The 11,765-nt window shown below is 45.5% G+C and carries 11 protein-coding genes and 1 pseudogene; 3 read left to right on the top strand and 9 right to left on the bottom strand.

Annotated elements, in window-relative coordinates:
• Nucleotides 1-29: 29 nt before the first annotated feature.
• Both AC4MRV_RS14840 and AC4MRV_RS14835 read right to left on the bottom strand, forming a co-directional pair.
• Complete coding sequence (locus AC4MRV_RS14840) at nucleotides 30-377, bottom strand: ribosome recycling factor family protein (protein ID WP_491188108.1); 348 nt, start codon at nucleotides 375-377, stop codon at nucleotides 30-32.
• A 3-nt stretch (nucleotides 378-380) separates the two neighbouring features.
• Nucleotides 381-1,295 (bottom strand): LysR family transcriptional regulator, encoded by a 915-nt coding sequence (locus AC4MRV_RS14835; RefSeq protein WP_491188107.1) that lies wholly within the window; start codon nucleotides 1,293-1,295, stop codon nucleotides 381-383.
• A 195-nt stretch (nucleotides 1,296-1,490) separates the two neighbouring features.
• Between AC4MRV_RS14835 and AC4MRV_RS14830 the strand changes: the two genes are divergently transcribed.
• The gene (locus tag AC4MRV_RS14830; RefSeq protein ID WP_491188106.1) at nucleotides 1,491-2,372 is read left to right on the top strand and encodes an aldo/keto reductase; all 882 of its coding nucleotides are present in this window, start codon (nucleotides 1,491-1,493) and stop codon (nucleotides 2,370-2,372) included.
• Between the two features lie 50 nt (nucleotides 2,373-2,422).
• On the opposite strand, the gene AC4MRV_RS14825 is transcribed toward AC4MRV_RS14830, so the two are convergent.
• Entirely contained in the window at nucleotides 2,423-2,983 is a 561-nt protein-coding gene (locus tag AC4MRV_RS14825; RefSeq protein WP_491188105.1) for a gamma-glutamylcyclotransferase family protein, read from the bottom strand.
• Nucleotides 2,984-3,238: 255 nt separating this feature from the next.
• Here AC4MRV_RS14825 and AC4MRV_RS14820 point away from each other — a divergent pair, with 255 nt between their 5' ends.
• A complete protein-coding gene (locus tag AC4MRV_RS14820; RefSeq protein WP_491188104.1) occupies nucleotides 3,239-4,423 on the top strand; it encodes an NnrS family protein in 1,185 nt (394 codons plus the stop codon).
• A gap of 65 nt (nucleotides 4,424-4,488) precedes the next feature.
• Here AC4MRV_RS14820 and glpD read toward each other — a convergent pair whose 3' ends face one another.
• The 4 genes from glpD to AC4MRV_RS14800 form a co-directional block, all read right to left on the bottom strand.
• Nucleotides 4,489-6,036 (bottom strand): glycerol-3-phosphate dehydrogenase, encoded by a 1,548-nt coding sequence (glpD, locus tag AC4MRV_RS14815; RefSeq protein WP_491188103.1) that lies wholly within the window; start codon nucleotides 6,034-6,036, stop codon nucleotides 4,489-4,491.
• 182 nt (nucleotides 6,037-6,218) lie between these two features.
• A complete protein-coding gene (locus AC4MRV_RS14810) occupies nucleotides 6,219-6,986 on the bottom strand; it encodes a DeoR/GlpR family transcriptional regulator (RefSeq protein WP_491188102.1) in 768 nt (255 codons plus the stop codon).
• Nucleotides 6,987-7,166: 180 nt separating this feature from the next.
• Nucleotides 7,167-8,684, bottom strand: coding sequence for a glycerol kinase GlpK (gene glpK / locus AC4MRV_RS14805; protein ID WP_491188101.1), 1,518 nt, complete (start codon nucleotides 8,682-8,684; stop codon nucleotides 7,167-7,169).
• Nucleotides 8,685-8,933: 249 nt separating this feature from the next.
• Nucleotides 8,934-9,458, bottom strand: a complete 525-nt coding sequence (locus tag AC4MRV_RS14800) for a TetR/AcrR family transcriptional regulator (RefSeq protein ID WP_491188100.1) — start codon at nucleotides 9,456-9,458, stop codon at nucleotides 8,934-8,936.
• A 312-nt stretch (nucleotides 9,459-9,770) separates the two neighbouring features.
• Between AC4MRV_RS14800 and AC4MRV_RS14795 the strand changes: the two genes are divergently transcribed.
• The gene (locus tag AC4MRV_RS14795) at nucleotides 9,771-10,301 is read left to right on the top strand and encodes a DUF2867 domain-containing protein (protein WP_491188099.1); all 531 of its coding nucleotides are present in this window, start codon (nucleotides 9,771-9,773) and stop codon (nucleotides 10,299-10,301) included.
• A 27-nt stretch (nucleotides 10,302-10,328) separates the two neighbouring features.
• On the opposite strand, the gene dapD is transcribed toward AC4MRV_RS14795, so the two are convergent.
• Nucleotides 10,329-11,360, bottom strand: coding sequence for a 2,3,4,5-tetrahydropyridine-2,6-dicarboxylate N-succinyltransferase (gene dapD / locus AC4MRV_RS14790; RefSeq protein ID WP_491188098.1), 1,032 nt, complete (start codon nucleotides 11,358-11,360; stop codon nucleotides 10,329-10,331).
• Nucleotides 11,361-11,694: 334 nt separating this feature from the next.
• Nucleotides 11,695-11,765: pseudogene (locus tag AC4MRV_RS14785) on the bottom strand (peroxiredoxin); the annotation flags it as partial.

Genomic DNA, 11,765 nt, shown 5'->3' with positions numbered 1-11,765 from the left:
TTTACTCTACCTCTCGTTACCAGTGACAACTATTCAAAACCTTCAAGCTTATCTAGAGCTTGGCGCGCTTCTATTAATGAGCAACCCGTTTGGGTCACCAATTGACTAACACTCATCGAAGGGGTCTCAGCAAGCAGAGTCTCGAAACAGATAGCTGGTGCTGGTAGTGACTTTTCTATCGCTGCGACTATCCATTGATCGTTCTCTGTATCGAGTCTTTGACACAATTCACGCAGTTGTTCCTCATCACCTCTAAGTTGCCAGTGCCTAGAGCGGCGAATACGTTTAAGTTGGCAACCCAATTGGGTGACCAACGATAGTACGGCCGATTTATCAGCGACTCGATGTACAAAGCTATTGAGAGTGATAGAAAGCATAGGTTAAGTGCTTGTCGATAAGGTTCCAATGTTGTTATTAAACCATTGCTGCATGAACTCAGTAAATGCCGATAGCTTGGTACTACTTCGTAGTTGAGGTGGATATATCAAGTAAATGCCACTTTCGGTAATGAAATAATCGTCGAGGATCTGAACTAGGTCACCGCTGTCTATGGCAGGCTGGACAAGATAATTGGGCATTTTAATGACGCCTTTGCCTTGTTTTGCTGCTTCAAGTAACAATAAGTTATCGTTGATGAACATGTCTCCATCTGTGGTAACTTCAATTGGCTGTTTGCCATCAAAAAACGACCAGCGCGTCAGGTGGGGATCAGATAAGCAATTGTGTTGTGTTAGTTGCTGAGGATGACTTGGCTGCCCTGCTTGCGCTAAGTATTTCGGTGAGGCACAGCAAATATGCTGATATGACATCAGCTTTTTAGCCACCATATTCTCTGGAGGGTTGTTAGTGGCGCGAATGGCCAGATCAAAGTTACTTTTGGTCAGATCTGCTCGGGTGTAACCAATGTCGAGATCAAATTCAATTTGAGGGTGGAGAGTTTGAAACTCGCGGCAGATTGTAATCAGAAAGCGGTGACTGAAGATAGTTGGTGCAGTGATCCTTAACACTCCTGACACCTCGTTTTTGGTATGCTCTAGCTCTTTCTCCAGTTGTAAGATAGCCGCATTAACGCCTTGCATCTTATGTAAGATCTTCTCGCCGGCAGAGGTGAGCCTCACACTTCGAGTTGAGCGTATTAACAAGCTCGTCTCTAGCTCTTGCTCTAACTCCTGAATTTGTGAAGAGAGGTAACTTCGCGATATGCCTAAATGATCGGCGGCTTTTGAAAAACTGAGCTGATTGGCGACCTCACTAAACAGAGCGTAACGCTCAAATCGCTTGTGCATTTTATGCATAGTTTATCACCCATTATCTACCCCGTTTGGGAGATTATAATTCAACATAGTGCACTAAGTTATATTTATTGTTCTCTATATAGAATTATATTTTCTCAAACGTGGGGTTAATCACTGCGTAACTCGGGCGTATAGTGAAAGCAGTTAAATAGTTGGCCTACGCTTTGGTTGGCCTATATGAGTAGGGATGTAAGCATGCAAAAAGAACACTCTGTGTTTTCACCAATGATTCAAGGCTACTGGCGTATGGCTGAGTGGGGGATGACGACTCAGCAGCACCATGCCTTTGTAAAACAACATGTGGAGTTGGGTATCACCACCGTCGATCATGCTCCCGTTTACGGTCCTGAATCAGCGTGTGAGCGATTGTTTGGTGAAGTACTGGCGCTTGATAGTGGTTTGCGAGAACAAATTCAAATCGTATCAAAGTGTGGGATCTACCGTGGTTATGGTAACCAGGTCAATCACTATGACAGCAGTAAAAATGCGATTCTAAAATCTGTCGATGAATCGTTAATGCGTCTTAACATTGATCACTTAGATGTGTTGCTTCTTCATCGTCCAGATTTGTTGATGGATGCTGATGAGGCCGCTGAAGCGTTTGCTCAGCTTAAGCAAGTAGGCAAAGTAAAGCATTTCGGAGTTTCGAATTTTACTCCAGCACAATTTGCATTGCTTCAATCTCGCTTAGACACGCCACTCATCACTAATCAGGTTGAAATCAACCCAGTTAACTTACAAGTGACGGAAGATGGTACGCTTGAGCTGCTCCAACAGGCGCGCATTCAACCAATGGCGTGGTCATGTTTAGCAAAAGGTGAGTTGTTTAGTGGTGACAGTGAACAGTTGAGCCGTCTACGAACGACGCTTAATGAAGTGGCCGAAGAAATTGGCGCGAGCTCTATTGATCAAGTGGTGTACGCTTGGGTAATGCGCTTACCTTCTAATCCTTTGCCTATCCTTGGTAGTGGTAAAATCGAGCGCGTTAAAACGGCGGTTGGTGCGCTAGAGCTGTCTTTGACGAAAGAGCAATGGTACCGAATTTGGACGGCATCAAAAGGCCATGGCGTGGCTTAAGAAAAGTAGTGTGCGAGAGTGATTACTCTCGCTTTTAATTTGGCTGACGTTCAGGCTCTCGCTTCAGCCACCAGAGCATCGATCTGATTGTGGTGCTCTGGTTTTACTCCTGCTAAATTTCCGTACTTAGGCTGGTGGCGGTCATTCTCTAATGGGAAATGCCAACCAATTGTGTGCTCAACAAACTGCTTGGCAAAATGTTCTGAGATTTCTAAACAGCCGGCTAGAACCGTATCGACATAAGTTTGCATGATGGGGCTAAGTGAGCAGGGCGGCTCTGGGCAATCTTTAATGTAAACCCAAATACGATCGTGTTCAGACAGGTCTTGCTGGCAATCGAGCTGTACGAGTTCAATATTGACTCTTTGATAACCACGCTCGCGTCGGTCAAACTCTTGTAACCCTTTCTCGTCGACTTTCAATAAAACGCCATTAACTAGGCCTTCCCCTTTATCGACGACAAGTGGAGAGAGTATGTAACTGTCATCCACTTTTCCCCAATAACGTTTAAACCCATGCGCGGTCGCGGGAATCGCCGGCGAGGTTTGCCCCGTCAATTGACGTGATGCAGAGTTCATTAAACTGCCATAGCCGAAAATGTAGTGGGTCATCCCTTTCTCCTCTGTCTGGCTCGATTTAAATTTGCCAATTCATACGGTTTTAAACTACCGACTTTAATGGAAGATGAAAAGTGATAACAATGACATCGTTGAGTCTTAATGACTTATTTTTGTAGGGTCATATTGACTTATACTGTTTAATTTTGCGTGACTAAAGCCAGAAATGTAGGGGCTTAGTAAGTTGGAACGTTTCTTGCGATACGAAGTAAGTATGTTTTTGATAGTGTATGCATTAGGAGTCACTCAGTGCTCAATATTACCGACAAAAAAGTCGAAGAGGCAATCCCACCTCTGTTACGTTTAGGCTTTAGACCTTTCTTTTTACTCGGCTCTGTTTATGCCGTTTTTTCTATTCTTGTCTGGGTATGGATGTTTCAATCGGGTCAGCCTTCAGCGCTAAAGGTCCCGGCGCTTTGGTGGCATGTTCATGAGATGCTATTTGGCTTTGCCATGGCCATTGTGGTTGGCTTTGTCTTAACTGCGGTACAAAACTGGACTGGAATTAATGGTACCAAGCATCACCGTTTAGGGTTGTTAGTCGTACTCTGGCTTTTACCTAGAGTCTTGTTTTGGACACCAGCGCCACTGTGGTTAATTTCCAGTATTGAAGCTCTGTTTCTTGCACTGACTGCGTACGAAGTTGGTCACAGAGTTGTAAAAGCAAAAGGTTGGCGTAACCTGTTTTTTGTTCCTCTGTTTGTTTTGGCCATTGCTGCGAATTTTGCCAGTTATGCAGCGATAAAGGGGATGCCTCCATTTCCAGCATCTGCGGTTTGGCAAGCGATGCTTTGGTGGTTTACCTTGCTGCTTTCCATTATGGGCAGCCGAGTCATTCCGTTTTTTACGGCGCGCCGCTTTAGCTTTGACAAGCCTCAACCGCTCGTATGGTTAGATTGGATCGCGAATCTCCCATTGGCGGGTTTGTTTATTTTAAGCTTTTTCCCCATGACTTTTGCTCAGCTAGGTCAACCGTTAATGGTGATTTCTGGCTTAGCACATTTAGTTCGAGTGATGCGCTGGCAGCCGTGGCGAACTCTTAGTGAGCCACTAGTATGGTCACTGCACGCTACCTATTTATGTATTCCCGTCAGCCTATTGTTGCGTGGCCTGATGACTAACCCATTTGCTTCACACAATATGTTGCACTTGTTCGCCATAGGCGCGATAGGTGGGGTGATCTTGGCGATGATTGCACGAGTGACAATGGGTCACACAGGGCGCGCTATCTATCAAGGACCGAATATGGCGATCGCATTTGCCGCAATCATTGCTGCTGCGGTGGTGCGTAGCTTAGGTGTCGCTTTCGACCCTGCCAATATGATGCTGTGGGTAAACATAAGTGCTTCCCTTTGGGCACTGGCATTTGGTCTGTTTGTTTACAAGTTTGGCGCGATGCTCACAAAGCCAAGAGTCGATGGGCACCCAGGTTAAAAGTGCAGAATAAAAGCCTCCAAGGTGAAAGTTACAGGAGGCTTCACCTTGGAGGAAAAGGTTCTTTAGCCCACTTGGGATAAGCTAATTACAGCCTCTTCAGATAGAGTTTGTACGTAGTCGGTTATCGAGCTTTGCTCTTGCTCTGATATATACAACCCAAGCTTAGTGCGGCGCCATAATATATCCTCACAAGTTTGGGCAAACTCATTATCGATCAAATAATCGATCTCTTTCTGGAATATTCCTTCCGCGGAATCACTAAACTTAATCCCCATCTCTTCAAGCCCATTCGTGTTTTCAAGTAGTTGCCAAGTTCGAGTGCCAAACTGGGTCACGTAGCGTTGAATTAGGGTGAGTGGCAGCCAAGTGTATTGAGAGTGGATCGTCTCGGCGAGCTGTTCTCTCGTACAACTAAAATTGCCTCCAGGTAGCGCTTGTCTTGCTGTCCAAGGGGAGCCCATATTTGGGAAGAAAGGCTCTAGCTTTCTCATCGCTGATTCCGCCAGTTTTCGGTAGGTGGTGAGTTTACCACCGAAAATGGACAGTAGAGGAGCTTGATCGAACTCTGCCTCAAGCTCCAATGTGTAGTCGCGTGTTATCGCTTGAGGCGAATCTGACTCATCATCACACAAAGGTCTAACGCCACTATAGCTCCAGACCACGTCATCGTGACTGACTTGTTGAACAAAGTGCTGGTTGACGATATCAATTAAGTAATCCACTTCCTCTTTTGATATGGATACCTCTCTTGGATCGCCTTTATATTCAACGTCTGTAGTGCCAATGATCGAGAACTTATCTAAGTAAGGGATCATAAAGACGATGCGGTTGTCTTTGTTCTGCAAAATGTAGGCTTGAGGCTCATCATGAATTCGAGGTATGACGATATGGGAGCCTTTGATTAGACGGATGTTTCTTGGTGAGACTTGCTCTAGGCCATCATCGTAGAACTGTTTTACCCAAGGACCAGCGGCGTTAACGAGGGCTTTCGCTCGACGCTCAAAGCGTTCTCCTGTCATCACGTTTAGGATCGAAACATGCCATAAATCGCCTTTACGAGTCGCCCCCTCAACTTTGCAATAGTTGCGGATCTCTGCGCCATTCTCTCGAGCTTCCATAACATTGAGCAATACCAAGCGCGCGTCGTCGACCCAACAGTCAGAATACTCAAAGCCTTTTTTCATTTCTTGTTTGAGTAAGCCTGATTCGGATAAGTTGATCGATTCACTGGCAGGCAGAGTGGTACGTTTGCCTAGATGATCATACAGGAATAGTCCGCAGCGAATCATCCAAGCAGGGCGCAAAAATGGTCGGTGAGGTAAGCGAAAGCGCATCGGTTGTGCGATATGCGGTGCCTTGCTTAGTAAGACTTCTCTTTCTGCAAGAGCTTCGGATACTAAGCGGAACTCGTAATGCTCTAAGTAACGTAGGCCACCATGGATTAATTTGGAGCTAGCAGAAGAGGTGGCAGAGGCAAAATCACTGGCTTCATATAAACCAACGGAAAGTCCTCGGCCAGAAGCGTCAGCGGCAATTCCGGCTCCATTGATCCCGCCACCAATGATAATAAGATCCAAAGGGGAATTGGCAGCAGTGTTATTGAGACTCATAAATAGATCCTTTTGAGCGAACGAGCATTAATGAACATAATGGAATCGTAGCGGTAGTTTCGTTTTGGATCATTATTTATTTTCGTTTGTGAGCGTTTTGTGTGATTTATGCACAAAAAAAGCCTCTATATAGTCATAGAGGCTTGTGGTTTGTTGCCAGTGTTTCAAGTATGTAAATAGCGTTAACTTGCGACCACTTCTAGAGGAATGGCGTATTCTTTTAATATGGTTTGAATCTCTTTAGGAGGTTGTTTGTCTGTGAACAGCATGTGCAACTGGGAGATGTTACCTAATTTCACCATCGCATTGCGGCCAAACTTAGAGTGGTCTACCGCTAAGAAAACGCTACGGCTGTTTTCGATGATAGCCTGCTTGACGCGAACTTCATGATAATCAAAGTCGAGTAGGGAGCCGTCGAAGTCGATACCGCTGATACCTAAGATACCGAAATCGAGCCGAAACTGTTTTACGAAGTCTAGTGTTGCTTCACCAACGATCCCGCCGTCTCTATTGCGTACCTCACCACCAGCCAATATCACTTTAAACTCAGGGTTAGGTAACAAAATAGTCGCAACATTGATGTTATTGGTGACAATCCGAAGTTGTTTATGATTTTTGTTTAGTGCCCGAGCTACCGCTTCTGGGGTGGTGCCAATATCGATAAATAGGGTCGCGCCATCAGGAATATGTTTAACTACCTCTTCGGCGATAACGTCTTTTTCGTTAAAGTTTAAGCTTTTTCGCGTGTTATAAGAGGTGTTTTCCGAGCTTAATGGGATTGTTGCACCACCATGGTAACGGCGGATTTTATTGGCATCTGCCAGCTCATTCAAATCACGGCGAATGGTTTGAGGGCTTACATTGAATTGCTCTACTAGTTCATCAGTACTGACATAACCTTGCTTTTGCACCAGCTCTACAATTTGCTGATGTCTTGGTACTTGCTTCACTTATCGCTCCTGCGAGTTAGGCATTGCACTCAATGCGTCAAATTCGAAAACAATATTTTGGTTTATTGTGCTCGAATTCGTTCGTTGTGAGAAGTTTAGTGTCGAAGGAATCAGGGCTGAAGCGCAAAAAAGAGCGTCTAAATTGACGCTCTTTTGTAATTTAAACTGGGGTTTTAAAGGTTAATCCTCTTCAGTGTGCATCTCAGCCCATACTTGAGCGCACTTAACTGCGCGTTTCCAACCCTTATAGCGGCGGTTGCGTTTTTCTTCACAGTCATGAGGCTCAAACGTGCGGTCTAGCACAGCTTTATCTTGCAGTTCATCAATGCTACCCCAATAGCCAACCGCAAGGCCAGCAAGGTATGCTGCCCCTAACGCAGTCACTTCGGTGACTTGCGGTCTGTGTACTTCGGTATTAAGAACATCGGATTGAAATTGCATTAGGAAGTTATTGGCCACTGCTCCGCCGTCAACGCGAAGGTTGGCTAATTGGATGCCAGAGTCTGCTTGCATGGCATCGAGTACATCTCTTGTTTGGTAGGCGATGCCTTCTAAAGTTGCACGAATAATGTGGTTTGAACTTACGCCTCGAGTGAGGCCGACAATGGTGCCGCGGGCGTAAGCATCCCAGTAAGGGGCGCCAAGGCCAGTAAAAGCAGGGACCACATAAACACCGTTTGAAGAGTCTACTTTTGTCGCAAAGTATTCTGAATCTTTCGCATCAGCGAGCAATTTCATTTCATCACGCAGCCATTGAATAGAAGCACCGCCCATGAATACCGCGCCTTCTAATGCGTAAGCCGGCTCTCCTTTGGGGCCGCAAGCTAGGGTGGTGAGTAGGCCATTTTTTGATGTTACCTTCTCTTGCCCTGTGTTCATGAGTAAGAAGCAGCCAGTACCATAGGTGTTTTTCGCTTGTCCTGCTTCAACACACATCTGCCCATACAGTGCTGCTTGCTGGTCTCCTGCAATGCCAGCGATTGGGATGCGAGTTCCCCCTTTGCCACCAATGTTGGTTTGACCATACACTTCGGAAGAGCGTTTAACCTCCGGCATCATTGATGCAGGAATCCCCATTTCATCGAGCAGCTTTTGGTCCCAAGTGAGGGTATTGATATTAAAAAGCATGGTACGTGATGCATTCGTGTAGTCGGTAACATGAACGCGGCCTTGGGTCATTTTCCATACTAACCACGTATCGACAGTACCAAATAATAGTTTGCCAGCTTCAGCGGCTTCTCTCGCACCTTCTACGTTATCCAGAATCCATTTTACTTTGGTGCCAGAGAAGTACGGGTCTAACACTAGCCCTGTGTTCTCTCTTACATATTCTTCTAAGCCACGGGCTTTTAGTTCCTCGCAGATTTCAGCTGTACGACGGCATTGCCAAACAATGGCATTGTAAACAGGTTTGCCTGTTTCTTTGTTCCATACGATGGTGGTTTCTCGTTGGTTGGTAATGCCAATAGCCGCTAATTGATCGCTGCTAATCCCTGATTTTGCTAAAGTTTCTATAAAGGTTGAGCTTTGCGTTGCCCAGATTTCTAGAGGATCGTGTTCTACCCAACCGGACTGAGGATAAATCTGAGTGAATTCGCGCTGAGATATACTCACGATATTTGCATCGTGGTCCAAAATCACGGCACGGGAGCTGGTGGTGCCTTGATCGAGCGCGACAATGTATTTTTGCTCAGTCATGGTTGCAATCCTTTTTTTGGTCTCTTATCTATATTTTAGTCTTTAGCATGGTAAGCAAGCGCATCATGCGATCTTTTCTATCACGTTCCCCATTTTCCACAGTCCTATCAATACGAAAACCAAAAAACGCTCAAAATGAGCGTTCGAGCATAAAAATGTCAATGAGATGTTAATTTTGGAGTGGATGTTGTTGAGTGTTGTGGTTCCGTGATGTCGAGTATTTGTTCGTTCGAAACTTATTATTGCTAATCAAGACTCACCAAGTAGCACTCGATATTTGTATTCAAGCTCTTCGAGTGCCAGTTCTACATCCGGTTGGTTTTTACTTAGGTGGCTAATCAGAGTCATAAAATAGCAGTCTAGGATCACGGGCATCTTGTTGATGACTGAAGGAGGCAAGATGGTCGCTTCGAACAGTGATCGATTAAAGGATTGGTAGTAGTCCATATCCCATATGACTTCTTTAAGTAATGCGCGGCTAAGATTGATGTTAGCAAAGTAATAACGATAGTAGGTTTGCGAAAATTGCATACCCAGTTCAAGTGCATCTTGAGTTGGGGAGCTGAGAGCTTGCTGTGAAAGTTGAGCAAGTTGGCTCAACATGCCTTCTCTAAGAATGGCTAGTTTGGTATCAAAGTGGCTAAACACCGTGCCATCAGCGACGCCAGCATGTCGAGCGATCTGACGGGTTGAAGTTTCTTGATAGCCTTGGGTTTCAAATAGTTGCCATGCCGCTGTAAGGATTTTTTGTCTCGTTTGCTCTCGTTTACTCATCTCGATTCCAGCTCTCGATCTTATGTTTGAATCATACTCTTTGTACGAGATATTGACAATTTGAGCGTGCTCATTTATAAAATTGAGCGCGCTCATTTTTTGTTTGAGGTCAACTATGGAAAGTATACTTAGAAATTTCATCGTTCATTTATGCCGGTGGGGGATATTCATTCCGGGCCTATTGTGTTTCTCCTATCTTCTCCGGCCACTGCTTATGATGATTCTGATACCTGGAGCTTTAATGTTCTTAGCCATTATCGGGGGCGTTGAAGTGAGGGCTGCTTTAAAGAAAATGGTTAAGGAACTGATTTGATGAGGATTACAACAGGAGGTATTCCTACATGTAGCCGATTAGCAGGCCGTCAGGACAAAAGAGGTTTTAGTGACAGTTTGAGCTTTTATCTCGCTGATCTTGAGCGTAGCCCAGCGCAAGTCTATGTGGATATTTTTGGTCATCTGCCCGCTTTTGTTGAAGCTTTGCTGGCGGTTAGAAATCGCCTAGTTGAACCTTTAGGTTTTGCGGTTTCAAAAAGAGAAGAGGGTTTAAGCGCAGAGCAGCTTGAGCAAGGTTGCACACCTGGGTTGCATCAAGTCGAGTGGTTATCAGAGAGCGAGATAATTTGTACGACACGCGACAAGCATATGCAGGTGAGCTTGTCGGTACTGAAAAGTGGGCCAGGGCAGTTTACGTTATCGACACTAGTAAACACCTATAGCTGGATTGGGTATAGCTACTTATTTGTGATTATTCCGTTCCATAAAGTGATTGCTTTGGCGAGTGTCAGGAGTGCGCTGCATCGCGCCACGTTAAGGGAATCGGGGTCCAAAAAAGCCGGGCTATGAAGCCCGGCTTATAGAATTCGCTTAGCTTTAGTTGTTGCTGTGTAGTTCGCTGTTTAGCTCAACCGCTGACTTGTTTGCAAGACATTCGATTTGACCCGTAACAGAGTTGCGACGGAATAGAAGATCAGACACGCCAGCTAGGTCGCGCGCTTTAACCACTTCTACTTCTTGGCCAGAAGAGTCTAGCATGCGTACTTTAGAGCCTGCGGTTACGTACAGACCAGATTCAACCGTACAACGGTCGCCTAGAGGGAAACCAAGACCCGCGTTTGCACCTAGCAGTGAGTTTTCACCGATAGAAACAACAACAGTACCACCACCAGATAGTGTACCCATAATAGAGGCACCGCCACCGATGTCTGAGCCGTTACCAACGACAACACCAGCAGAAATTCGGCCTTCAACCATGCTCACGCCAGTTGTGCCCGCGTTGAAGTTGATGAAGCCTTCATGCATAACTGTTGTACCTTCGCCAACGTGTGCGCCAAGACGAACGCGAGACGTATCTGCAATACGAACACCTGCTGGCACAACGTAATCGACCATTTTAGGGAATTTGTCGACACAGTCTACAGACAGTGCGCGACCCGCTAAGCGAGCTTCGATTTGACGCTCAGCAAGTTCAGGTAGATCGATTGGGCCTTCATTTGTCCACGCGATGTTATGTAGCAGACCAAAGATACCATCAAGTACTGTGCCGTGTGGCTGAACTAGACGGTTAGAGATAAGTTGTAGCTTTAGGAAACCTTCAGCAACCGATGCAGGTTTTTCATCAGTTGCAAGAACAACAAGCACAAGTGGTTGAGCTGATTCTGCTGCTTTCGCTGCGAATGCCGCGTTTGCGGTATCACCGTTTGCTTCAAACGCTGCGACAAGCTCAGCACTTTGCGCTGCAGAGATTTCGATAGCTTGGTTGCCTTGCTCGTAACCTGCCACTTTTGCGACTGCGTCAACAAGTGCATCTGCAGGGTTTAGTACTGGGTTTGGAAAAAATGCTTCAATGATTTTGCCGTCGCGGTTTTTAGTCGCGGTACCAAAAGCAAGAGAAAAGTAAGCCATGTTGAATCTCCGTGTTTGTATTTGGTTAGAGGGCGTCGTTGCTCTCTCAAATTAAGTTAGAGTCATCATAAAGAGAGCCATCGGGACTTTAAAGGGCTGAAATCGAGAAAGTCTGTAAACCGATATTTTTTGTCTCTTTAGCGATATGTTGTCTTTCTGCCTATATAGGGGGAGGGGCAGAAAGAGGTATAAAAAAACCCGAAGCATTGCTTCGGGCTTTCGATTAAGACTTTACTTATAACTGATTGGCGTTTGCTGTGCACTTAGTGCTTATTTTAATTAGCTTTATATCGTCCAACCATCACACCCTTTGAGCTTAGGTGCGTTTAAGCAATTACTTGCTTAGGTCTTCTGCGTGCTCAGATAGGAACGCTGCAACACCTTTTGGAGATGCGTCCATACCTG

The organism is Vibrio sp. (genome assembly GCF_984391705.1).
The sequence above is the reverse complement of the archived record's forward strand: the minus strand, read 5'-3'. Positions and strand labels throughout refer to the sequence as shown.

Excerpts from the sequence above, each read along its gene's own strand:
- AC4MRV_RS14840 (WP_491188108.1), bottom strand. The coding sequence starts at position 377 with ATGCTTTCTATCACTCTCAATAGCTTTGTACATCGAGTCGCTGATAAA.
- AC4MRV_RS14835 (WP_491188107.1), bottom strand. The coding sequence starts at position 1,295 with ATGCATAAAATGCACAAGCGATTTGAGCGTTACGCTCTGTTTAGTGAG.
- AC4MRV_RS14830 (WP_491188106.1), top strand. The coding sequence starts at position 1,491 with ATGCAAAAAGAACACTCTGTGTTTTCACCAATGATTCAAGGCTACTGG.
- AC4MRV_RS14825 (WP_491188105.1), bottom strand. The coding sequence starts at position 2,983 with ATGACCCACTACATTTTCGGCTATGGCAGTTTAATGAACTCTGCATCA.
- glpD (WP_491188103.1), bottom strand. The coding sequence starts at position 6,036 with ATGAGTCTCAATAACACTGCTGCCAATTCCCCTTTGGATCTTATTATC.
- glpK (WP_491188101.1), bottom strand. The coding sequence starts at position 8,684 with ATGACTGAGCAAAAATACATTGTCGCGCTCGATCAAGGCACCACCAGC.
- AC4MRV_RS14800 (WP_491188100.1), bottom strand. The coding sequence starts at position 9,458 with ATGAGTAAACGAGAGCAAACGAGACAAAAAATCCTTACAGCGGCATGG.
- AC4MRV_RS14795 (WP_491188099.1), top strand. The coding sequence starts at position 9,771 with ATGAGGATTACAACAGGAGGTATTCCTACATGTAGCCGATTAGCAGGC.
- dapD (WP_491188098.1), bottom strand. The coding sequence starts at position 11,360 with ATGGCTTACTTTTCTCTTGCTTTTGGTACCGCGACTAAAAACCGCGAC.